The sequence below is a fragment of the Actinomadura sp. ATCC 39365 genome (assembly GCF_054392275.1).
Genome location: NZ_CP184335.1, coordinates 8,052,639 through 8,076,356, shown reverse-complemented (window position 1 = coordinate 8,076,356; position 23,718 = coordinate 8,052,639). Strand labels below are relative to the sequence as shown.

Below are 23,718 nucleotides of genomic sequence, written 5' to 3'. Positions count from 1 at the left end.
GATCACGAACGGCGTCCGGTGCGTCACTGACGACGGGCTCGACCGCGTCAGCCTGCCAGGCGGGCGAGGGCCAGTGCGTGTGCCCGGTCGAGGGATTCCGCGGCGGCGCAAGGGATGTCCGGCTGCACGCCGGTGCCCTCCCAGTTCGCGCCGGAGACGGGGTTGACGGCGCGGCCGGTGGGGACGGTGGCTTCCAGGTGGGGGTGCACGGTCCAGCCCCGGCACGGGTGCGCGCCGCCGCGGGTGGGCTCGCCGACGATGACCGCGCGGCCGAGCTGCTGCAGGTCGTAGGCCAGCTCCTCGGCGGCGGAGAAGGTGCTGTCACTGGACAACACGTACAACGGTTTGCTGCCGCCGAAACGTGCGCCGGGAACGTGCGGCAGGCTCCAGGACTGCTCCCTGCGCTCGCCGCCGCGCCAGTACATGGTGTTGAGGTGGGTGCGCTCGTCCAGGAGGTAACTGCAGACGAAGGCGACGGTGTCCGGGTCGCCGCCCCGGTTGTCGCGAAGGTCCACGATCAGCGCCTGGGCGCGGGAGGCCAGGGTGAGCGCGGCGCTCAGCGGTTCGGCGGCCCACTCCAGCGGGAACAGCATCGGCGCCAGCTCCACCACGGCGACTCCTCCGTCGAGCAGCTCCACCCGGGGCGCGCCGCCCAGCGAGGTGTCGTAGTCCCGGCGGATGGATTCCAGGGTTGCCGCGCCCTGCTCGGGGGACACCGGGTCAGCGTGGTGCTTCAGCCTCAGGTGTTTGTCGCCGTTGACGGACTGCAGGTCCGCGGTGACCAGACGGGCGAGTTCCTCGGCATCGCCGACGTCGTAGGCGCCCTCGGCGAGACGTCGTCGTAGCAGGTCGGCGAGCTGCTCGGCGATCTCGGGGAAGACGTAGTGCTCGGTCAGCAGGCGGGCTGTCTCGTCGACGACGGGGGCAGGCTGAAGGCTCGTCAGGGGGGTCATGGCAGGAAGTAGAGCACCGCTCTTCCGAAGACGTCAAAACGCCTTCGGCAGGCGTGACCCGTCTTCCCACCGGCCGCTCCCGTCGTCCGGCCGACCTGCATCCGTCGGCGGGTCAGCGTGCGAGCGCGTCCGGGAAGCCGAACGTCGTGACCAGCGCGGGATCGTGGAACTTGATCACGCGGGCGATGCCGGTGGCGGTGGGGACCAGCACCACGAGGCCGTCGGCCCGGAGCGTGCCGTCCGCGTGCCGGTGGTACACGGCGGCGGAGGGGTGGCCGTTGGCGGTTGTCGCGATCATCCGCCAGTCGCCCGGTGTGCCCAGTACGTACGCGTCGAGCAGGTGGATGCACTTCGCCCGGCCCGACCGCCAGTCGCGGAACGGCGTCGCCTCCAGCGTGGCGTCCATGCGCAGCACCTGTTCCAGTAGGCGGACGTCGGAGCGCTCGAAGGCCGCGATGTAGCCGTCGAGCAGCGCGCGTGCCCGTCGGTCGGTCGGTTCGAGCAGTTCCGCGGGCTCGGGCTCCAGTTCGCCGAGCCGGGCGCGGGCGCGTTGCAGACCGCTCTTGACCGCCGCGGTGGTGGTGCCGAGGATTTCCGCGGTCTCGGCGGCCGAGAACGCGAGCACCTCGCGCAGGATGAGGATCGCACGTTGGCGGGCGGGCAGGTGCTGGAGACCGGCGATGAGCGCCAGCCGCAGGGACTCGCGTTCGACCACCACCGTGGCCGGATCGTCGACGGGCGGGGCGATCCACGCGTCCGGCAGCGGTTCCAGCCAGGAGACCTCGCCCGGCGCAACGGGACTCGGCGGGCGATCGGGTCCGTCGTACGGACCTGTCAGACCCGACGGCAGCACCCGGATCGGGCGCGGCTTCAACGCCGTCAGGCAGACGTTGGTGGCGATCGTGTAGAGCCAGGACCGGATCGACGCCCGGCCCTCGAACCCGGCGTAGGCCCGCCACGCCCGCAGGTACGTCTCCTGCACCAAGTCCTCGGCGTCGTGCGCCGAGCCGACCATGCGGTAGCAGTGCGCCAGCAGTTCCCGGCGGAACCGCTCGGTCTCGGCGGTGAACTGGTCTTGACCTGGCGGGCCCCCTTTCGTGGAAGCGGCGTCCTCGGCAGTGCGCCGGCCGGTCTCGGACCCGAGCGCGGCTTCCGGCGCAGCCGTGTCGTCCCGGTCCAGCGTCACGACGAATCGCGCCGTCTGCCTGATGGGCGGGTCCACCGTTGCGGTCATCTGTTCAACTCCTGTCATGGGCGCCTCCGGTCAGGGCAGCAGGGCCAGTTTGCCGACGGTGGCCCTGGCCTCCAGTTCCGTCAGCGCCTTCGGGCCGTCGGCCAGTTCGTACACGGTGGGCAGGCCGGGGGCGAGCACGCCGGCCGCGATCAGTGCGGACAGCTCACCCATGAGCTCGCCGAAGACCTGCGGTGCGGCCTGGATCAGCACGCCGATGTTGAGGCCGATGACGTGGACCTGGTGCTTGTACACCAGGTCCCAGTTGGTGATCGGGACTTCGCCGCCCGCCAGGCCGTAGACGACGACCCGGCCGGTGACCGGCTTGGCCGCGGCCAGGCCGGCGTGGAAGGCGGCGCCGCCGGCCGACTCCAGCGCGAGGTCGGCGCCGCGACCGCCGGTCAGCTCCAGCACCTCGGCGGTGAGGTCGCCGCCGAGAGAGTTCAGCACGTGGTCGGCTCCCAGCGCCTGCACGGTCTCGTGCTTGCCCGGCGAGGCGGTGGCGATGACCGTCGCACCGTAGTGCTTGGCCATTCTCACCGCGGCCTGGCCGGTCCCGCCCGCCGCGGCGTGGATCAGCACGACGTGCCCGGCGGCGACGCCGCCCAGAGGCTTGAGCGCGGCCAGCGCGGTGGGCCAGTTCACGACCAGCCCCAGCGCCTGCTGATCCGTCCAGCCCGAAGGCACAGGCACCGCCGCGGCCGCGGACAGGACCATGTACTCGGCGAAAGCGCCCGTTCCCACGCCGACGACGCGAGCCCCCGGTCGGGGGCCGGTCACGGCCTGGCCCATCGCGACGACCTCACCGGCGGCCTCGAAACCTGCCAGGTACGGTGGCCGCGGGCCGCCTGCGAACGTGCCGTGGGCCTTCGAGACGTCGGCGAAGTTGACCCCGGCGGCGGTGACGCGGATCAGGACCTCGCCCTGGCCGGGGCTCGGCACCGGCGCGTCAACGATCAGGCGCATGTCCTGTGGGCCGTCGAGGGACGTCTGCTGCAGCGCGCGCATGGTCGCGGGAATGCTCATCGGCGATCAGCTCTTCCTTCTCGGCGTACATGGGGGATCGGCCCGACGCGCGGGCCGATCCCCCATGTAGACCCCGGCCACCACCGAAAGGAATCGGCCGATGGTCTTCCGCCCTGGACCGCATCGGTCGCTTTCAGGCGGCGCTGAGCGGCGCGGGGCTCTCGGGGAGCCGCCAGTTGCCGCCGCGGTCCTCCTTCGAGAAGCGCGCGACGAGATCGGGGACGTGCAGGAAGCACGCCAGTGCGGTGGCGGCCTGGAAGGCGTCGATCGCACGCTGGGTCGTCGGCATGCCCAGGCGCAGGAGACGCGGATTCACCTCGCCCTGGATCTCGTCGACGAAGGGCCGCAGCACGCTGTCGTAGTTCGCCAGTGCGGTCGGCAGATCGCCCGGGTGCCTGTTGATCTCGCCGGCCAGCACGTAGGCGCCCACCAGACCGCCGGAGACGCCCATGCCGCTGTACGGGGAGGCGCAGTGGGCGGCGTCGCCGGCCAGGACCACGCGGCCCTTGGACCAGGTGCCGGTTCGCACCTGGACGACCTCCTGGGAGTAGAAGAAGGGGCTCGTCCGCATGCCGTCGACGAAGCGCTCGGTCTGCCAGCCCGCGTCGCGGAACCTGCTCGCCCAGAACTCCTGCTGGCGCTCGACGGGTTCGCGGTGGATCGCCGAGGACTCCGCGGACTCCTCCCGCAGCACGAAGTACACCTGCGTCTCGGTCGGGTTGTGGCTGCGGCGCATGATCTGACGGCCGCCCGGGACCATGTAGGTGTCCCGGATGTTGCTGTCGGACGCGATGCGCGGGATGAACCAGTAGGCCATGTGGATGCCGAGCCGCCAGTAGGGGTCGTGGCCCGCGGGGAGCATCGCCCGCCGGATGCGCGATCCCTGCCCGTCCGCGCCGACCAGGAGGTCGAACTCGCCGGAGGACCCGTCGGAGAAGTGCGCGACGACCTTCTGCTCGTCCTGCTCGAAGCCGTCCACGCTCATGCCGAAGACGTGCTCGGTGTCGTCCTTCGACGCGTCGTGCAGGATGCGTACCAGGTCGCCGCGCATGATCTCGTACTCGGAGGTGAGGGTCTGCCGGCCCTGGCCGGAGGTGTTGGCCATGATCGTCGCCTTGGTCCTGCCGCGCGCGTCGACGAAGGCGACACCGGCCTCGTCCACCAGCTTGCCGCGGACGGCGTCGAGAAGCCCCATCCGCTCGACGGCCTCGATGCCCTGTCCCCGGAGGTCGACCTGCGCCCCGGTGGCCCGCAGCGCCGGGAAGCGTTCGACGACGGTCACCTGGTGGCCGCCTCGAGTGAGCCAGAAAGCCAGCGCCTGGCCCGCTATCCCGCCGCCGGTGACGAGGACCCGCAGGGGATGGGCTCCTGATCTGTCGGCCATGCCGTCGCTCCTAAAAAATCTATCAGTGAATGATTCCTCTGCAGAGTCATCTATCAGTGATAGATTTGTCAACGTGACCAAGGTCAACCGTGAGATCGTCGTCTCCGAAGCGCTCGACCTGCTCGACGAGGTCGGGCTGGACACGGTCAGCACGCGGCGGCTGGCGAAGCGGCTGGGCGTCGAACAGCCCTCCCTCTACTGGTACTTCCGCACCAAGAAGGACCTCCTCGCCGCCATGGCGGAGGCGGCGATGGCACCGCATGCGGCCGTCCCGCTGCCGATGCCCGGCGACGACTGGCGTGACTGGTTCCTGGACAACACGCGAAGCTTCCGGCGAACCCTGCTGATGCGCCGCGACGGCGCTCGCCTCCACGCGGGCAGCACCCCTGCCAACGACCTCGACCGGATCCGCCGCAAGATGGACTTCCTGATCGCCTCCGGAGTGCCTGAGCGGGACGCCCGAATGGCGATGCTGGCCGCCGGCCGGTTCACGGTCGGCAGCGTCCTGGAGGAACAGGCGGACGCCGGCTCGGATCCACCGGCGGACATGCCTGTGATCGACCACGAGTCGGCGTTCGAGGCCGGCCTGACCCTCATCCTGGACGGCCTGGTACATCGCACCGCAATGCGGGCCACCAGCTCCGATGGTGATCGCTGACCGGGGTCGACGGGCTCCACCGCGGGCCGTCAGCGTTCGGAGAGCCCCTCGACCGGTTCGAGCCCCGCCGCGGAGTGGGCGCGGAGAACGTCGGCGGTGAAGTCGTCGAGGGGATAGAAGAGCTCGATCGCCAGCTCGGCCAGCGTCACGTCGGCCGGAGCGCCGAAGGTGGCCATGGTGCTGAACATCGCCAGTTCGCCGAACGGGGTGCGGATTCTCAGAGGCACCTCGATCGGGCTCGGGCTCGGCTGGTGTCGCGGGACCTCGTCGTCGCTCGATGGCACGGGGTAGCCGGAAACCTCCTCGTGCAGCCGCTGGAGTTCGATGTCTCCAGTGGCGTTGACCTGGCGTGACAGCCGTTCGAGGAAGAGCGTTCGCACCTGCTCCAGGTTGGCCAGCCGCGCGGCCAACCCCTCGGGGTGCAGGGCCAGCCGGAACACGTTCGGCTGCGGTTCCAGAAGGTGCGGCGGGATGCCGTCCATCAGGACGCCCATGGCGCGGTTGCCCTGCAGCACGTTCCAGACCCGGTCGACCACGACGGCAGGGTACGGCTCATGCGCCGCCAGCATGGTCTCCAGCGCGGATCGGATCGAGGCCATGTAATCGTCGTCAAGGCTGCTTTCCCGGTAGGCCGGGGCGTAGTCGGCGGCCAGCAGCAGCGTGTTGCGCTCGCGCAGGGGTACGTCGAGCGCTGCTGACAGGCGCAGCAGCATCGTGCGGCTCGGACGGGCGCGGCCGTTCTCCATGTACGACAAGTGCCGTGCCGAGGTGTCGGCCAGGTTGGCGAGATCGAGCTGGCTGAGCCGGCGGCGCTGACGCCACTCCCGTAGCAGGGCCCCTATCCGGGACGGCTGTTCCGCGTCCATGCCGAGGAGGATAGGCCACCACCAGGTGGGCGACGTCATGACCTCTGAGGTTATTGAGCGCATAACCACCGCGATGGCATGGTCTTGTCCGGTCAGGACCTACTCAGTCGAAGGAGACCCGGATGAGCACGCCGACCCCGACCGCCCGGCATCCAGAGAACGACACCACAGGCCGGCTGCGCACGATCTTGCGGATCGACGGGTGGAGCACCGCTGTCTTCGGTGTGGTCATGCTCGTCGCCGCCCAGCCGCTCAGTGGCCCGCTCGGCCTGCCGACCGCCTGGTCCGTCCCGTTCGGCGTGGCCATGCTGGGCGGGGCCGCGGCACTCGGCCTCATCGCAGGTCATCCGCGGATCCCTGTGCGACATGTGGCGTTCGTCGTGGCGGGCAACGCGCTGTCCTGTGTGGCGCTGCTGGCCCTGGTGTTCGCGGACGTGATACCGCTGACCGGCTGGGGGGTCGCCTTCATGCTGGTCGGCGCGCTGGTGGTCGCCGTCTATGCCGGGCTCGAGTTCGCCGGGCTCCGGCGACTGGGGGCGAGATGACGAGGACGGGCAGGGGTCGAGCATCAGGCAGCGGGCCGATATCGGTCAGCTTGCGGCCGACCGCATCGCATCCGCGTTCCTGATGGTCAGGGGTGCGATGCTGCCTGCGACGACGAAGAGCAGCGCCAGAATGCCCCAGGTCCAACCACCCGTCAGTTGCAGCATGCCGGTGATCAATATGGGGCCGAGGACGTAGCGGCTGACCGAGCGACCCATGCCGAACGCCGCCAGGTACTCACCTCTTCGGTCGTCCGGAGCGAAGGCGTACGACAACGTCCAGGCCGCGGGGACAGCGATCAATTCCGCTGCGGTGAGCATCACCAGCGCAGCGCAGAACAGTGCGAGAGGCGCCGAGTGGGCCGCGTACCAGAACAACAGACAGGCGGCGGCAGCGAATGCCGCAGCGACGGGCTGACATCGCCGGGCGGCTCTGAGGCTTGTGACGTGGCGGGCTACGAGAGCTTGAAAGACCAGCGCGAGGACTGTGTTGATGGCGTACAGCGCCCCGAGTGAGCCGTCCGGCAATGTGGTCGCCCGAGCGAGCCACAGCGGAAAGGCGAGGTTGAGTATCGGTTGCCAAAGCTGCAGTACGCCATCCACACAAGCCAGCGAGAGCAGCCGCAGATCACGTAGCACGCCCAAGCCTCGCCGGACGGGGGCGGGCTCTTCGGTTCGGACCGGCTGGGGCAGGGTGGCGAAGGCCGCAGTGACCAGAAGACAGGCTGCCGCGTTGGCCAGGATGATGGTCCGGAAGAGGCCGGTGCCGGCCAGCAGTCCGCCGAGTGGACCGCCGATGCTGATCGCCAGGTTGATCACGGTCCGATACGAGGCCAGCACCCTTACCCGGCTGTCTCCTTCGGCGATCTCTGCCACGTACGCCTGGGTCAGCGCGGTCGCGATCTGGTCGGCGACCGTGATGATCGTGACGACGACGAGGTACCCCCACCAGTCTCCGACGAGGGCGTAAGCGGCGGTTCCGGCAGTGCGTAGGGCATGCACCAGCACCAGTGCCCGCCGGACACCGTAGCGGTCGGCCGCCCGGCCCAGCGGTATCGCGGCGGCCATGGCCGCGGTACCCGCGATGCTCAAGCCCAGCCCGACCTGGCCTGCGGCGAGCCCGACGACGCCGGTGAAGTAGACGGCCGAGAAGGCCAGGAAGAGCCCCGAGCCAAGGAAGTCCACGAAGCTGGCGCCGAGCAGCCGCCGCACCGCGCGACGCTCGGTGCGACCAGTATCTTGTGTCATAGTCGCACTATTTTGCACCCTAGGGCAGCATTGCGCCATGACCGATCCCGCCGAGGCCGTAGGCCACACCCTCGCCGCGAACCTGCGCGCCGCACGTCAAGCCCGAGGCTGGCGGCTGGAAGAGCTGGCCACTCGGTCCGGCGTCAGCCGCGGCATGCTCCAGCAGATCGAGACCATGCGCACCAACCCCAGCATCGCGACGCTCGCTCGGATCAGCGCCACGCTCGGTGTTTCGATCGGCGAGCTGGTGGAGCCCCCGGAGGAGCTCGGCCGCGTTTCCCGTGCCGCCGACGCCGTGGTTCGCTCTGAAGGCCGCGCCAGGCTCCTGATCAACGACAGCCAGCCGCCTTTCACCGAGCTTTGGGAGTTCCGGCTGCCCGCCGGCGACAAGATCTCCACGCCCGCGCATCCGACCGGCACCCGGGAACTGTTGCAGCTCCACTCGGGCGGCGTCGCGGTCACCGTCGGCGGGGCGCTCTTCCAACTCGCCGCGGGAGACGCGCTCCGCATGCGAGGCGACCGCCCGCACGCCTACAGCAGCCAGGGCCCGGAGCCGGCCCACTTCACGATGGTCGTGGTCTATGCCGGCGCCCGGGACCCTCGCTACGCGAGCCTGGTCCCCGGCTGATCCAACGGTCTGTCGTGCGGCTCCACCCTGCGATGCGCCGATCCGTCCCGACGACCTGCGCCACGGGCCCGCCCTCGTGCGGACAGAGCGGGGACCCTGCGAAGGCGGGTCAGGGGCGGGCGGTGGGGAAGCGACGGAGGGTCGGGCTGAGCGTGGTCGCGGTCGCCACGAGGGTGAGGGCGGCGGCGCAGGCCAGGATGCCGCCGGTCCCCGCCGTGACCAGCGCTCCGCCGAGCAGCGGCCCGAGCGCCGCCGCGCCGCCGCCGCACAGCCCCGTGATGCCCGTCAGCCGGCCGCGCAGCGCGTCCGGGGTGACGGTGATCTGGTAGGTCAGGATCGTGGTGTTGGCCAGGGGGACGAAGAAGGCGGCGCAGCCGAGCAGCAGCCCGAGCGGCAGGCCGCTCGGCACGACCGCCATCAGCGCCGTCAGCGCGGCGGTGACCCAGGAGAAGCCCACGATCACGACCGGCGCGGGCAGCGCGGCGTGCAGCCGGTCGGCCAGCGCGGCGCCGAGCAGCCCGCCCGCCCCCATGCAGGCCATGCTCAGCCCGATCACCCCGGCGCCCACCTGGTCCTCGTGGGACGTCGCCAGCACGATGATGATCAGTGCGGTGAAGACCAGGTTGGACAGCAGCATCCACAGCAGCGTCGTCCTGATGACCCGCCGGCCCAGCACCCACTGCAACCCGGCCACGAGGTCACCGCCCGGCCCCCGCTCCTCCCCGGCCGGAGCCGGACGCGCGGGCAGCCGCAGGAAGAGCAGCGCGACGGAGGAGAACGCCAGCATGACGGCGTCCACCACGAACGGGATCGCCCGCTGCAGGGCGAACAGGAAACCGGCCAGCGCCGGCCCCACCAGGGTCGCGATGAACGGCCGCGCGGTGTTGGCCGCCACCGCCCGCGAGAGCTGCGAGGGGGGCACCACCTGCGGCAGCGCGGCCTGCTCGGCGGGCTCGAACGCGGCTCCGAGCAGGCCGTCGAGCAGTGCCACCAGCAGGATGTGCGGGAAGGAGTAGGCGTCCAGCCACACGGCGGCGGCGACGGAGGCCATGGCCAGCGCCCGCCCGGTCTGGCAGATCAGCAGGGTGCGCCTGCGGTCCCAGCGGTCGGCGATCACCCCGGCCGGGAGGTTGGCGATCATGTGGCCGGCCGCCACCACCGACGAGGCCAGCCCGGCCTCCAGGGCGGAGCCGGACATGGCCAGGATCAGCAGGGGGATCGCGATGAAGTTGATCTCGTTGCCCAGCTCGGAGAGGAACTGCCCGCTCCACAGCGTGGCGTAGCTCCTGTTGCGCGACAGCGGGGCTGGCGCGGGTTCGACGGTGGAATCCTTCATGGTGTTCCTCCCGTCCAGGACTCCGGCGGCAGGCGGCGGGCCAGTCGTCCGGTCACTTGGATCAGGCCGATCCGGCCGTCGCCACCGCTGAGACCGGCGCCGCTGTGGTCGTCGGCGATGAACCGGCCGGCGTGCGCGGTGCGGCCGTGGGGCGGCGGCTCGCCGACGGCGAACACCAGGCCGGGGAAACACGTGATCGCGCCCGTGGACCGCAGGCTCAGGCGGCCCGCGCCGTCCTCGGCCACCTCGAACCTGGCCGCGCCGTTCGCGTACGCTCCCGCGCAGCCCGGCGGACCCGGCACGGGCGCCCCGAGAGCGGCCAGCGGGCGGTGGTCGCCCACTTCGACGCCCGCCGCCGCCAGCCGGTCCACCAGGTCGCGCCACACGGCCAGGCCGGTGTTCGCGTTCGTGGTCAGCGCGACGACCGTGCCGCTGACGGGATCGGCGCGCAGGTGGCACGAGGTGCCCTCGCCCGTGCCGTCGTGGCCGATCCACTCGGCGCCGTCGCGGCGGTGGATCGCCCAGCCGAGCCCCCAGCCGTCCGCCATGCCGTACGGGCCGATCGCGGCGCCGGCCAGCCGGTCGACGCGCATCCGCAGCAGCGTGTCCGCGCCGAGCAGGGCGGGCAGGGACGGGTCGCCCAGGTGCAGGCGGGCGAAGGCGACCAGGTCGGCGGCGCTCAGCGCCAGCGCGCCGTCCGGGGCCTCGACGGGCGACTCCTCCTCGGCCACCGCCACCACCACGTCCCGGGACGGGTGCACGCTGTGGCCGGTCGCCGCCCGGCGGGCCGTCGGCGGGCCCGCCACGTACGTGGGCGTGATCTCCAGCGGCGCCAGCAGCAGGTCCTCGACCGCCTCCCACCAGGTCATCCCGGTGACGGACTCGATCAGGTGACCGGCCAGGACGTACCCGGCGTTGGAGTAGGAGAACGCGGGGACGATGCCGGGCCAGGCGGGCCCGCAGTGTCCTTCGGCCCACGCCCGCCTGCTGGGCGCCCGGTCGGCGTCCTCGGCGTTGGCCGCCAGGCCGGCGGTGTGGCTGAGCAGCCGGCCCAGGGTGAGGTCCGCGGCGTACGGGCCCAGCTCGGGCAGCGGTCCGGCGAGCGGCGTGCCGAAGCCCACGTCGCCGTCGTCGGCCAGCATGGCGGCCAGCGTCGCGGTGAACGGCTTCGTCAGCGACCCGAGCGGGAACGCGGTGCCGGCCGTCACCGGCGGGCCGCCGGGGGTCTCGACGCCGTACTCGGCGGTCGTCGTCCGGCCGTCGCGGTGGACGGCGAGCTGGGCGCCGGGGACGCGGTGCCCGCGCGACAGCTCGGCCAGCAGGCCCGGCAGGTCGAGGCGGTCCATGTCAGCCCTCCCCGCCGGAGCCGGAGCCGGAGCCGGAGTCGGAGCCGGAGTCGGAGCCGGTGGCGTGGCGGGGGCCCGGGTAGTGGGCCAGCGAGCGCAGGCAGGCCAGGAAGTCCGCCATGAGCCGGTCCACCGTGGCCCGGTCGTGCACGTTCCGCGAGTGGTACCAGTCGAACGACAACCGGCCGTCCCGGATCGCGCCCACCACCTCCAGCAGGTGGTCGGCCCGCTCCCGCGGGTTCTGCTCGCGGCCGATCGGGTCGTGGAAGGCGTGCAGGAGGCCGCCACCGGGGCCGCCACTGTGACCGCCACTGGGGCCGCCACTGGGGCCGCCGGCCGCGTCCGCCTGCCCGTGGTAGTTGAAGGCCACCTGCGGGACGGGCCGCGACGACAGCTGCGCCCCGGCGGATCCCGGCGGGCCGAGATGGCGCAGCAGGCCGTAGCCGAGCCCGTTGCCGGGGATCGCGCGAAGCTGCTCGCGCACCGATCGGACGATCTTCGCCCAGTCGTCGCCGCCGGGCAGCGTGAGGGCCGCCGGGTACTCCGTGGTGAACCAGCCGACGGTCCTGCTCAGGTCGAGGTCGTCGAACAGGTGCTCGCGGCCGTGGCCCTCCATGTCGATCACCACCCGCTCGTCGCCGCTCCACCGGCTGAGGGTCCAGGCCAGGGCCGCGACCAGCAGCTCGTGGAGCCGTACGCGGAAGGCGGCGGGGGCGGCGCGGACCAGCGCGCGGGTCTCCTCCTCCGACAGCGCGCCGGGCACGACGGCGACCGAGCCGACCAGGTTGTCGCCGTCGTGGTCCACCGGCAGCGGCGGCGGCTCCGGCAGCCCGGTCCAGTACGCGGCCTCCCGGCCCGGTCCGTCGCCCGCGGCGTACCCGGCCAGCCTGGTCGCCCACGTGCCGAACGGCGAAGAGGCGGGGCCGAGGTCGATCGGCTCGCCGCCGGCCGCCTGCCGGTACGCGGTCTCCAGGTCCTCGGTCAGGACGCGCCAGGAGACGGCGTCCACCACCAGGTGGTGGGCGGTGAGGTACAACCACGGCCGGCGGCCGGGACCGGTGTCGAACAGCAGGGCCCGGCACAGGGGGCCGCGGGCGAGGTCGAACCCGGCGTCCGCGGCGGCGGCCCGTTCGTCCATGGCCGCCCGCAGGCCGGTGTCCGCGTCCAGGTGCGCCAGGTCGTGCCGGGTCAGCGGCAGCCGCGCGTCGTCGGCGGGGGCGATGTGCTGCCGCCATTCGTCGCCGTCCCGTTCGAAGTCGCTGTCCCGTTCGAAGTCGCTGTCCCGTTGGAAGTCGCTGTCCCGTTCGAAGCGGGACCGCAGCGCGTCGTGCCGCCGCGCCAGCGCGGCGAGCGCGGCCCGCAGGGCCTCCTCGTCCACCGGGCCGGTCAGCTCGGCCAGCATGGACTGGTTGTAGTGGTGCGGCGCGACCCGGTGACCGGCCAGGAACGCCCGCTGCACCGGCGTCAACGGCACCGGCCCGCCGGCGACCGCACCGGCTCCGAGAACGTCGCCGGCGTCCGTGGAGGAGGGGGCGGCGCGAGCCACCGGGGCCAGCTCGGCGATCGTCTGGTGCAGGAAGAGGTCCTTGGCGGTGACGCCGATCCCGGCGCGCCGGGCCCTGGCGACCATCTGCATGCTGAGGATGGAGTCGCCGCCCAGGTCGAAGAAGTTGTCCTCGACCCCGACCGCACCGGCCTCGACGCCCAGGACCTCCGCCCACACCGCCACCAGCGCCGACTCCACGCCGTCGCGCGGCGCGAGCCGCCCGTCCGCGGCCGTGCCCGCCGCGGTGGCGGACGGTTGCGGCAGGGCGCGCCGGTCCACCTTGCCGCTGCTGGTCAGCGGCAGCTCGTCCAGCGTCACGAAGAAGTGCGGCACCATGTAGCCGGGCAGCCGGCCGCGGGCGAACTCGCGCAGTGCGGCGGTCTCCGGCGCGGCCCCGGCCACCGGCACGACGTACGCGGCGATCCGCGGCACGCCCTGGCCGTCCCCGAGCACCACGACGGTCGCCCGCGCCACCTGCGGGTGTTCGCCGAGCACCGCCTCGATCTCGCCGGGTTCGATCCGGAACCCGCGCACCTTCACCTGGTCGTCGGTCCTGCCGAGGTACTCCAGCGTGCCGTCGGGACGCCACCGCGCCAGGTCCCCGGTGCGGTACATGCGCCCGCCCGCGTGCTCGAACGGCCCGGCGACGAACCGTTCGGCGGTGAGCGCGGGCCGGCCGAGGTAACCGCGGCCGAGTTGGTCACCGGCGAGGTACAGCTCCCCGGCCACGCCCACGGGGACCGGCCGCAGCCCCCCGTCCAGCACGTACGCCCGGGTGTTGCGCATCGGCCTGCCCACGATGGGCCGTTCGCTGTCGGACAGGCGGCAGTACAGGGTGTCCACGGTGCACTCGGTCGGCCCGTAGTAGTTGTAGCCGGCGGTGTCCGGGGCCGTGCGCAGGTCGCGCCAGAGCGCCTCGCCCACCGCCTCGCCGCCCAGCATGACCACCGCCGGCCGGTGCCGTTCCCCGGTGAGCAGGCCGAGCGGCACGAGCTGCTCGGCGTAGGACGGCGTCAGGTCCAGCACGTCGATCCGGTGCCGGTCGATGTAGCACAGCAGCGCCTCCGGGTCGCGCCGGGTGAGGTCGTCGATCACGTGCAGCTCGTGGCCGTCGGCCAGCCACAACACGCCCTCCAGCGAGGTGTCGAAGCTGAACGCCGCGGTGAGCCCCGCCCTGAGCCGCCCGCCGCCCGCCTCGGGACGGATGAGGCCGGCCCGGTGGTCGAGGAACAGGTTGGCCAGCCCGCGGTGTTCGAGCACCACGCCCTTGGGCCGGCCGGTCGAGCCGGAGGTGTAGATGACGTACGCCGGGTGCCCGGGGAGCGGCGCGGGCCAGTCCGGCGGGCCGTCCGGCTGGCCGTCGACCAGCGCGGGATCGTCCAGCATGATCAGCTCGCCGGGCACGGGCGGGCCGAACGCCGCCTCCCGGTCGGTCAGGACGATCACCGGCGCGGCGTCGTCCAGCATGAACGACAGCCGTTCGTCCGGCAGGTCGGGATCCAGCGGGAGGAAGGCGGCCCCGGCCTTGAGCACCGCCAGCAGCGCCACGACCGTCCAGTCGCCGCGCGAGCAGGCCAGTCCCACCAGCGTCTCGGGACGGGCCCCGCGCGCCCGGAGCAGCCGCGCCAGACGGTCGGCGCGGGCGTCCAGCTCGGCGAAGGTGAGCACGCGGTCGCGGAAGGCCAGCGCGGGCAGCGCGGCGTCGGCGCGGGCCCGTTCGGCGAACAGGTCGGTGAACAGCGCGGACGACGCCGCGGCACGCGTGTCGTTCCAGCCGGTCAGGACCTGGTCCCGGTCGGCGTCCGTCATGATCGGCAGGTCGGCCAGGAGGGCGCCGGGGTCGGCCGCGACGGCGTCGAGCAGGGTCGTCAGGTGGCCGGCCAGCCGTTCGGCGGTGGAATGGTCGAACAGCGCGGTGCTGTAGCCGATGGCCGCCGTCAGCCGGCCGCCGTGCTCGTGGAAGTCGATCGTCAGGTCGTGGCTGACCTGGTCGGAGACGGCCGGCAGCGGCGTGGCGCGCAGGCCCGGCAGGTCCGGGTCGGCCGACGGCGTGTTGTCCAGCACCACCATGACGTCCACCAGCGGGTTCCTGCTCGGGTCCCGCTCCGGCCGGAGCAGCTCGACCAGCCGCTCGAACGGCACGTCCTCGTGCTCGAACGCCTCCAGCACGGTCGAACGAACCTCGGCCAGGAACGCCGCGAACGACGACGAGCCGCTGACCGTGGACCTGAGCACGACGGTGTTGACGAAGAACCCGACCAGCCCCTCCAGCTCGGCCCGGCCACGTCCGGACGTCGCGGTGCCGACGGCGACGTCCCGCTGGCCGCAGATCCGGGACAGCAGGAGCTGCGTCACGGCGGTCAGGACCATGAACAGCGTGGCGTCGTGCCCGCGGGCCAGCGCCTTGAGCCGGTCCAGCGTCCCCGGCGCGACGTCGAGCAGGCGCATCGCGCCGTCGGCCACCCGTACCGGCGGGCGGGGCCGGTCGAGCGGCAGCGCGAGCGGCGTGAGGCCGGCCAGCCGGCGTTCCCAGTAGCCGGGGTCGGACGGGTGCCGGCGCTGCCAGGAGGCGAAGTCGGCGTACCGCAGCGGGAGCGGCGGCAGCTCGGCCCGCTCGCCCCGGAGCGCGGCGGCGTAGCAGGCGCCGAGCTCTGCGCCGAGCACGCCCATCGACCAGCCGTCGGTCGCGATGTGGTGCATGACCAGCGCGAGCGCGTGCTCGGCGGCGCCCAGCCGCACCAGCGTGGCCCGCAGCACGGGCCCGCGCCGCAGGTCGAACGGCCGGGACGCGGCCCGCTCCACGGCCTCCCGCATCGCCCGCTCGGGATCGCCGGCGCCGGACACGTCGGTCACCGGCAGGGGCACCGGCCCGGGAGGCAGGATCGTCTGCGTGCCGCGGCCGTCCACGTCGCCGTAGACCGTGCGCAGCGCCTCGTGCCGCTCCACCAGCCGGTCGAGCGCGGTACGCAGCGCCGCCACGTCCAGCTCGCCGGACAGGCGCAGCCCGTACACGGTGTTGTACTCCGAGCCGCCGGGCTCGAACTCGCTGAGGAACCACAACCGCTGCTGGGCGAAGGACAGCGGCAGGCCCTCGTCGCCCGCGACCCGTTCCACGGCGTCGGGCACGGGGGCGGCGGTGAGCGTGCCTGCGAAGGCGGCGATGGTCGGGGTGTCGAAGAGCTGGCGCGGCGAGGGCGCCGCGCCGAGCGCCGCGCGCACCCGCGAGATCACCCGGATGCTGAGGACGGAGTCGCCGCCGAGGTCGAAGAAGTCGTCCTCGACGCCCACGTCCGCCACGTCCAGGCCCAGCACCTCGGCCCAGATCCCGGCCAGCAGCGACTCGGTGGCGTCGCGCGGGGCGACCCGGGGCACGGCCGCGTCGAGCGGCCCGTCGGGCACGGGCAGCGCCCGCCGGTCGAGGGTGCCGCCCGCGGTCAGCGGCAGGGCGTCCAGCCGGGCGAACGCCGACGGCACCGCCTGCGCGGCCACGTGCGCGGCCATGAACGCGCGCAGCTCGGCCGGACCCGGGACGTCCTCGCCGGCCGGCACGACGTAGCCGACCAGCCGCGTCCGCCCGGCCTCGTCGCGGTGCCCGGCCGCCGCGGCGGCGGCCACCCCGGGGTGGCGGGCCAGCGCGGCCTCCACCTCGCCCAGCTCCACGCGGAACCCGCGGACCTTGATCTGGTCGTCGGCGCGCCCGACGATCTCCAGCTCGCCGTCCGCCCGGCGGCGCCCCAGGTCGCCGGTACGGTACACGCGCTCCCCGGCGGCGTCGCGCAGGAACCGGCTCGCGGTCAGCTCGGGACGCCCCCAGTATCCGCGCGCGACCCCGTCGCCCGCGACGCAGATCTCGCCCGTCACGCCCACCGGCACCGGACGCAGCCCGGCGTCGAGCACGTGCACGCGGGTGTTGGCGAACGGCCGCCCGATCGGCGCGTACGCACCCTGCCCCATGGGCGCCGTGCCGAGCTGGAACACCGTCGAGTCCACGGTGGTCTCCGTCGCGCCGTAGGCGTTGACCGCGATCGTCCCGGGCCCGAGGCGGGCGAGCACCCGTTCGGCCTCGGCCACCGGCCAGCCCTCCGAGCCGACCATCAGCACCCGCAGCGCCTCCGGCCGCCGTCCCGCGCGCGCCAGCTCCTCGGTCACCGCCGCCGCCAGCGACGGCACGGTCACCATGAGGTGCGCGCCGCTGCTCACCAGCAGGTCGGCCATGGCGCGGGGGTCGCCGACGCGGTCGGCCGGGCAGATCACCATCTCGCCGCCGAACATCGCCGACAGCAGGAAGTCGCCGAAGAACAGGTCGACCGACTGGCTGGAGACCGCCAGGCAGCGCGGCCGGGTGCCGGCCAGGCCGTAGCGGGCGTCCCAGGCGTGGGTCATGTGGTGGACGTTGCGATGCTCGACCATCACGCCCTTCGGCCGTCCCGTCGAGCCCGAGGTGTAGATCACGTACGCCAGGTCGTCCGGCCCGACGTGCACGCGCGGCGGCCGGGCGGGGGCGGCGGCGAGGGCGGCATCGTCCAGCAGGACGGCCTCCGTCCCGCCCAGCCGGTCGAGCAGCGCCGGACGGGTGACCACGAGCGGGGCGGCACAGTCGGCCAGCATGGATTCCAGCAGGGCCCGCGGGTGGTCCGGGTCGAGCGGCACGAACGCCGCCCCCGACTTGAGCACGCCGAGCAGCGCGGCCACGGCGTCCACGCCGCGTTCGAGGCAGACGCCGACCAGCGTGCCCGGCCGCGCGCCGCGCTCGATCAGCAGGTGCGCCAGCCGGTCGGCCCGCCCGTCCAGCTCGGCGAAGATCAGGCTGTCGGGGCCGCAGCTCACGGCGGTGTCGCCGGGGGTGCGCGCGGCCTGCTCGGCGAACAGCTCGTGCACCGGGCGGGCGGCGGGGAACCGCGCCGCGGTGTCGTTCCAGGCGGCCAGCTGCCCGCGTTCGGCGGCGGTGAGCACGGGCAGGTCCGCCGTCCGCCGGGCGGTGCCGTCGGCGAGGGCGTCGAGCAGGGTCTCCAGATGGCCCAGCAGCCGGGCCGCGGTGGCCTCCTCGAACAGCGCCGGGTCGTAGTCGGCGGCGATGGTCAGTTCGTCGCCCGCGTGCACGGTGATCATGAGCGGGTAGTTGCTGCGCTCGTCGCCGAGGTGCTCCAGCACCCGTACGCCGTGCCCGTCGCGCCGGCCCTCGGGGTAGTTCTCGAACACCAGCACGCTGTCGAACAGCGGCACGCCGCCCGGCAGGTCGCCGCAGCGGTGGATCTGGGCGGGGGACAGGTAGTCGTACTGGCGGCACTCGGCCTGGTGGTCCTGGAGCCGGCGCAGCCAGCCGAACACCTCGGCCTCGCCGTCCACGTCGACCCGGACGGGCAGCATGTTGATGAACAGCCCCACGATCGACCCGGCGTCCCGCAGGCCGGCGGGCCGGCCGGAGACGGTGGCGCCGAAGCACACCTCCCGCTCCCCGGCGTAGCGCGACAGCAGGATCGCCCACGCGCCCTGGAGCAGCGTGTTCACCGTCAGGCGCGCGTTCCTGGCCCGCTCGTACAGGCGGGCGGAGCGGTCGGCGGGCAGGCTCACCCGTACGGCGGCGGTGGAGCGTGACCGATGCGCCCGCGCCGGAGGCCGGTCGTACGGGATCGGCGTCGGCGCGGCGAACCCGGCCAGCTCCCGCCGCCAGTGCCGCTCGGCCGCCGCCACGTCCTGCCGCCCGAGCCATTCCAGGTAGTCCCGGTACGGCCTGCGCACGGGGGCCGGACGGCCCGCGTACCGCTCGAACACCTGGGTCAGCACCTGCGCCGCGCTCCAGCCGTCGAGCATGAGGTGGTGCGCGGTCCAGAAGACCCGCACCCGGGTGTCGGTCAGGCGGGCGACGACCAGCCGCGCCAGCGGCGCGGTGGCCAGGTCGAGGCGGCGTTCGGCGCGGCGCGCCCACAGCCGTTCGGTCTCGGCCCGCCGCGCGGCCTCCGGCAGCCCGCGCCAGTCGTGCCGCTCGACCGGGAGGCGCACGCCGCGCCGCACGACCTGCACGGGCTCGGGCACGTCCTGCCAGACGATCGCCGTGCGCAGCGCCGGGATGTCGTCGGTGACCTGCTGCCAGGCCAGCGCCAGGCGGTCCGGGTCGTCCACGCCGTCGAGCAGGAGGCTGAAGTGCGAGGCGTAGGTGTCGGCGCCGGGGTCGGCCAGCGAGTGGAAGAGCAGGCCGCCCTGCAGCGGCGTGAGCGGGTAGACGTCCTCGACCGAGCGGCCGTCGCCCGCGACGCGGTCCACGGCGGCCTGGTCGAGCCGGGCCAGCGGGAAGTCGGAGGGGGTGCAGCCGCCCGCGCCGGGCTCCGCGCAGTGCTCGACGATCTCCGCCAGCGCCGCCGTCATCCGTTCGGCCAGGGCCGCCACGGTCGCCTCCCGATGCCGCCGGCACGAGTACGACCAGCGCATCTCCAGCCGGTCACCGCGCACCACCGCGTTGACCTCCAGCAGGTGCACGCGCTCCTGGCGCGGGTCGCGCTCGGTGCCCTCGGGAGTCGGCAGCATGCCGCGCGACTCCATCCGGCCCAGGTAGTTGAAGGCGACCTCGGGCTGCCGGTCGTCGCGCAGCTCGGCCCCCGCGGGGGACAGGTGGCGCAGCGCGCCGTACCGGAGTCCGCGCAGCGGGACCGCCCTGACCTGCTCCTTGACGGACCGGAGCAGGTCGCCCCAGCCGCCGTCCGGGAGCTCCAGCACCAGGGGGGAGACGGTGGTGAACCAGCCGACCGTGCGCGACAGGTCCACCTCGGGGAACAGCTCCTCGCGGCCGTGGCCCTCCAGCTCGACCAGGACGCGGGTGCCACCCGCCCAGCCGGCCAGCACCCGGCCGAGCGCGCCGAGCAGCACCTCGTCGATGCGCGTCCGGTAGACCTCCGGCACCTCGCGCAGCAGCCGGCGGGTGCGGCCGGTGTCCAGCGTGGCCGTCACCGTCCGCAGGTCGCCGGCGACGTTCGCGCCCTCGGCGTCGTCCACGGGCAGTGGAGGGACCTCGGCGGCCAGCTCCCTTACCCGCCGCCAGTGGGGCAGCTCGTGGTCGAAGCCGCCGGCCGCCGCGTGGCCGCTCAGCCGCAGCGCCCACTCGCGGAACGACGTGGAACGCGGGCCCAGCCGGATCGGCTCGCCGGCGGCGGCCTGGCGGCAGGCGACGTCCAGGTCCGACAGCAGCACCCGCCACGACACGCCGTCCACGACCAGGTGGTGGGCGGCGAGGAACAGCCGGCGGGGGCCGTCGCCGGTGAGCAGCAGGGCCTTGATCAGCGGTCCGCGGTCGAGCGCGAACGAGGTCTGCACCTCCACGGCCGCGCGGTGGGCGTACCCGGCGCGCTCGTCCTCGGGCACGCCGGACAGGTCGACGCGGCGCAGCACCCGGCCGTGCTCGGCGGCGGCGTTGTGCTGCCGCCACCCGGCGCCGTCCCGCTCCAGCCGCAGGCGCAGCGCGTCGTGCCGCTCGACCAGGGCCGTCAGCGCCGCCTCGACGTCGTCGTCGCCGGCTTCGGCGGGCGGTTCCAGCGCGACCGCCTGGTTGAACCGCGGCAGGCTGTCGGCCAGGTTCTCCAGGAACCAGTGCTGGATCGGCGTGAGCGGCACGTCGCCGCTCACCGGGCCGCCCTCGGCGTCCCGCGCGCCCGGCAGGTCGGCGGGCAGGCCGTCGGGGTGGCCGACGGGCAGCTCGGCGGCCAGGTCGGCGACGGTCTGGCGGAGGAACATCAGGCGCGGGGTCAGCGCCAGCCCCGCCGCCTGCGCCCCGGCGACGACCTGGAGCCCGAGGATGGAGTCGCCGCCGAGGTCGAAGAAGTTGTCGTGCACGCCCACCCGCTCGACGCCCAGGACCCGCGCCCACACCTCGGCGAGCGCGCGTTCGGCCGGTGTGCGCGGCTCGGCGTACTCCTCGCCGCTGTGGCGGGCGCCGGTCGGCGCGGGCAGGGCCCGCCGGTCCACCTTGCCGCTGTGCGTCAGCGGCAGGGCGGGCAGGACGACGAACGCCGTCGGCACCATGTGCTCGGGCAGCCGCCGCCGCAGGGCCTCGCGCAGCTCCGCGGGGTCCGCGCCGCCCTCGGCCGGTACGACGTAGCCCACCAGCCGCCTGGTCCCGTTCGCGTCCTCCTTGACCGCGGCGGCGGCGGCGACCACGCATGGCTGCTCCGACAGCGCGGCCTCGACCTCGCCCGGCTCGATCCGGAACCCGCGCAGCTTGACCTGGTCGTCGGTGCGGCCCGCGTGCTCCAGCCGGCCGTTCGCCAGCCAGCAGGCCCGGTCCCCGGTGCGGTACATGCGGGTGCCCGGCGGCCCGTACGGGTCGGCCACGAACCGCTCGCCGGTCAGGCCGGGCCGGTTCAGATACCCTCTGGCCAGGCGCGTGCCGCCCAGGTACAGCTCGCCCGGCACGCCGATGGGCGCGGGCCTGAGCCGCTCGTCCAGCACGTACGCCCGGATGCTCGGGAACGGCCGCCCGATGGGCACCGGCCCCGGGTCGGCGTCCGCCGGGGTCAGCGGTTCGCTCAGCGTGGCGCCGACCATGGTCTCCGTGGGCCCGTACCCGTTGAACACCCGCCGCCCCGGCGACCAGGCGCGCACCAGCTCGGGCGGGCACGTCTCGCCCGCCACCACCACGACCGCGCCCCGGGGGACGCCGTCCGCGGGCAGCGTCGCGAGCGCGGTGGGCGGCAGCGTGACGTGGGTGACCCGCTCGCGGGCGATCAGCCCGGCCAGCGGCGCGCCCGGCGGGCGCTCGTCGTCAGTGGCGACCACGAGCGTGCCCCCGGACAGCAGGGCGAGCACCAGCTCCCAGAACGCGCCGTCGAAGGAGAGCGAGGCGAACTGCAGCACCCGCGCGCCCGGCCCGGCGTCCATGCGCTCGCGCTGGACGCGCACCATGTCGTGCACGCCCTCGTGCGTGACCACCACGGCCTTGGGCCGGCCGGTGGAGCCGGAGGTGTAGATCACGTAGGCCGGGTTCTCCGGCCGCACGGCCGGGACCCCGCCGGACGGTCCGCTGGACGGTCCGGCGGGCGCCGGGTCGTCCGGCTCGACGAACGGCAGGCAGGCGGGCAGCGCGGACGCGCTCTCCCGGGTGGCCACCGCCAGCACCGGACGGGTGTCGGCGACCATGGCCGCGATCCGGCCGGCCGGCTGCCCCACGTCCACCGGCAGGTACGCGGCCCCGGCCCTGAGCACCGCCAGCACCGCCACGACCATGTCGATCGACCGGGGCAGCGCCACCGCGACGTACCGCTCCGGCCCCGCGCCCCTGGCGGCCAGCAGCCGGGCCAGCCGGTCGGCGCGCTCGTCCAGCTCGCCGTAGGTGAGCGAGCGGCCGCCGCACACCACGGCCTGGGCCGCCGGCCGGGCCGCCGCCTGCTCGGCGAACAGCCGCGGCACCGTCAGCGTCTCCGGCCCGGCGCCGGTCCCGGGCCACAACGAGGTCAGCAGCCGGTGCTCGGTCCGGCCGAGCAGCGGGATCCCGGCCAGCGGCCGGCCGTGCGCCGCCGCGATCCCGGTGAGCAGGCGCACCAGGTGGGCGGTCATCCGCTCGGCGGTGTCCGGGCCGTACAGGCTCGTGTTGTAGGCCAGGCTCCCGGCCAGGGCGCCGTCCCGTTCGGTGAAGTCGAACGACAGGTCCATGCTCGCGGCCAGCACGGGCGGCGGCAGCTCGGTGACCCGCAGGCCGGGGAAGGCGGCCGTGCCGGGCGGCAGGTTGCGCAGGTTGACCGCCACCTCCGTCAGCGGCGGGCGGCTCGGGTCGCGTTCCGGGCGCAGCGCCTCCACCAGCCGCTGGAACGGCACCCGGTCGTGGGCGAACGCGTCCAGCACCGTCGTGCGCGTCCGGCCCAGCAGCTCCTCGAACGGGCGCGACTCGTCCACCTCGCCGCGCAGCACCAGCGTGTTGACGAAGAAGCCGACCAGGTTCTCCGTCTCGACCCGGTCCCGGCCGGAGACGACGGTGGCCACGGCCACGTCCGGACGGCCGGTGTAGCGGGCCAGCAGCGTGTGCACCGCGGCGACCAGCGTCATGAAGAGCGTGGCGCCGGCCCGCTCGCCGATCTCCCGTAGCCGCCCGGTGACGTCCGCCGGCACCTCGAACGCGCACGCCGCCCCGGCGGAACTCCTGACCGGCGGGCGCGGCCGGTCCGTCGGCAGGTCCATGGGGGCCAGCCGGTCCAGCCGGCGCCGCCAGTACGCGAGCTGCTCCCCGGCCTGCGGCCCCGAGGCCCGCTCCCGCTGCCAGGCGCTGACGTCGGCGTAGCTCACCGGCAGCGGCGGCAGGGCGGCGGGCGGGCCGCCGGCGGCCTCGGCGTACAGGGCGGCCAGGTCGTCGAGCAGCACCCGCGACGACCAGCCGTCGGTGACGATGTGGTGGGCGTGGGCGGTCAGCACGTGCTCGCGCGGGCCGAGCCGCACCAGCCGGGCCCGGAACACCGGCCCCACCCGCAGGTCCACGGGCCGGCGGGCCTCCTCCTCCAGCAGGCGGTCCAGCTCGCCGGGCCGCTCCGACAGGTCCGTCAGCGGCAGCGGCACCTCGGCGGCGGGCATGACCCGCTGCGTGCCGCGCCCGTCCACGGACCCGAACGTCGTGCGCAGGGTCTCGTGCCGGGCCACCACCCGGGTGAGCGCGGTCCGCAGCGCGGGCACGTCCAGGTCGCCCCTCAGCCGTACGGCCAGCGGCACCAGGTAGTCCACGGCGTCCGGGTCGAGCTCGTACATGAACCAGAGCCGCTCCTGGGCGGGGGAGAGCGGGACCGGGCCGGTGGTGTCCGTACGCGGGATCGGGTCGGCGGCCGACCGGCCGGACAGTCTCCGCAGCATCTGGTCACGGAGGTGTTCCGGCAGTGCCGCGATCCGCTCGTCCCGCTGGGAAGAGATGTGCATCGGGGTGTCTCCAAGCCTCCGGTTGACGGTCGGCCGTCCGCGCCTGGATGACGTTTCGATGAACTGCGGTAAG

At 74.0% G+C, this 23,718-nt stretch carries 12 protein-coding genes; 3 read left to right on the top strand and 9 right to left on the bottom strand.

Going from position 1 to position 23,718, the window contains the following annotated elements; all coding sequences use genetic code 11:
- Positions 1 to 47 precede the first annotated feature (47 nt).
- The 4 genes from ACNF49_RS39075 to ACNF49_RS39060 all read right to left on the bottom strand — a co-directional run bounded on the left by ACNF49_RS39075 (position 48) and on the right by ACNF49_RS39060 (position 4,594).
- Positions 48 to 953: a S41 family peptidase gene (locus tag ACNF49_RS39075; RefSeq protein WP_482940811.1), complete on the bottom strand. Its 906-nt coding sequence runs from the start codon at positions 951 to 953 to the stop codon at positions 48 to 50.
- Between the two features lie 112 nt (positions 954 to 1,065).
- Complete coding sequence (locus ACNF49_RS39070) at positions 1,066 to 2,187, bottom strand: RNA polymerase subunit sigma-70 (protein ID WP_482940810.1); 1,122 nt, start codon at positions 2,185 to 2,187, stop codon at positions 1,066 to 1,068.
- A 30-nt stretch (positions 2,188 to 2,217) separates the two neighbouring features.
- On the bottom strand, positions 2,218 to 3,210 hold the full coding sequence (locus ACNF49_RS39065; protein WP_482940809.1) for a zinc-binding dehydrogenase: 993 nt from the start codon (positions 3,208 to 3,210) through the stop codon (positions 2,218 to 2,220).
- Between the two features lie 133 nt (positions 3,211 to 3,343).
- The gene (locus ACNF49_RS39060) at positions 3,344 to 4,594 is read right to left on the bottom strand and encodes an FAD-dependent monooxygenase (RefSeq protein ID WP_482940808.1); all 1,251 of its coding nucleotides are present in this window, start codon (positions 4,592 to 4,594) and stop codon (positions 3,344 to 3,346) included.
- 73 nt (positions 4,595 to 4,667) lie between these two features.
- Here ACNF49_RS39060 and ACNF49_RS39055 point away from each other — a divergent pair, with 73 nt between their 5' ends.
- On the top strand, positions 4,668 to 5,252 hold the full coding sequence (locus ACNF49_RS39055; protein ID WP_482940807.1) for a TetR/AcrR family transcriptional regulator C-terminal domain-containing protein: 585 nt from the start codon (positions 4,668 to 4,670) through the stop codon (positions 5,250 to 5,252).
- A gap of 29 nt (positions 5,253 to 5,281) precedes the next feature.
- On the opposite strand, the gene ACNF49_RS39050 is transcribed toward ACNF49_RS39055, so the two are convergent.
- Complete coding sequence (locus ACNF49_RS39050; RefSeq protein ID WP_357971297.1) at positions 5,282 to 6,118, bottom strand: helix-turn-helix domain-containing protein; 837 nt, start codon at positions 6,116 to 6,118, stop codon at positions 5,282 to 5,284.
- 122 nt (positions 6,119 to 6,240) lie between these two features.
- Here ACNF49_RS39050 and ACNF49_RS39045 point away from each other — a divergent pair, with 122 nt between their 5' ends.
- Positions 6,241 to 6,663, top strand: coding sequence for a hypothetical protein (locus ACNF49_RS39045; RefSeq protein ID WP_357971296.1), 423 nt, complete (start codon positions 6,241 to 6,243; stop codon positions 6,661 to 6,663).
- A 45-nt stretch (positions 6,664 to 6,708) separates the two neighbouring features.
- On the opposite strand, the gene ACNF49_RS39040 is transcribed toward ACNF49_RS39045, so the two are convergent.
- Positions 6,709 to 7,872 carry an MFS transporter gene (locus tag ACNF49_RS39040; RefSeq protein ID WP_357971295.1) on the bottom strand — a complete coding sequence of 388 codons (1,164 nt, stop codon included), beginning with the start codon at positions 7,870 to 7,872 and terminating at the stop codon, positions 6,709 to 6,711.
- 73 nt (positions 7,873 to 7,945) lie between these two features.
- Between ACNF49_RS39040 and ACNF49_RS39035 the strand changes: the two genes are divergently transcribed.
- Entirely contained in the window at positions 7,946 to 8,536 is a 591-nt protein-coding gene (locus tag ACNF49_RS39035; RefSeq protein WP_482940806.1) for a helix-turn-helix domain-containing protein, read from the top strand.
- 109 nt (positions 8,537 to 8,645) lie between these two features.
- Here ACNF49_RS39035 and ACNF49_RS39030 read toward each other — a convergent pair whose 3' ends face one another.
- Genes ACNF49_RS39030 through ACNF49_RS39020 form a run of 3 tightly spaced genes read right to left on the bottom strand, consistent with a single transcriptional unit; the run spans position 8,646 to position 23,645 of the window.
- Complete coding sequence (locus ACNF49_RS39030; RefSeq protein ID WP_482940805.1) at positions 8,646 to 9,872, bottom strand: MFS transporter; 1,227 nt, start codon at positions 9,870 to 9,872, stop codon at positions 8,646 to 8,648.
- Complete coding sequence (locus ACNF49_RS39025; protein WP_482940804.1) at positions 9,869 to 11,218, bottom strand: serine hydrolase domain-containing protein; 1,350 nt, start codon at positions 11,216 to 11,218, stop codon at positions 9,869 to 9,871. The genes ACNF49_RS39030 and ACNF49_RS39025 overlap by 4 nt, the downstream gene beginning before the upstream one ends.
- A gap of 1 nt (position 11,219) precedes the next feature.
- The gene (locus ACNF49_RS39020) at positions 11,220 to 23,645 is read right to left on the bottom strand and encodes a non-ribosomal peptide synthetase (protein ID WP_482940803.1); all 12,426 of its coding nucleotides are present in this window, start codon (positions 23,643 to 23,645) and stop codon (positions 11,220 to 11,222) included.
- Positions 23,646 to 23,718 lie beyond the last annotated feature (73 nt).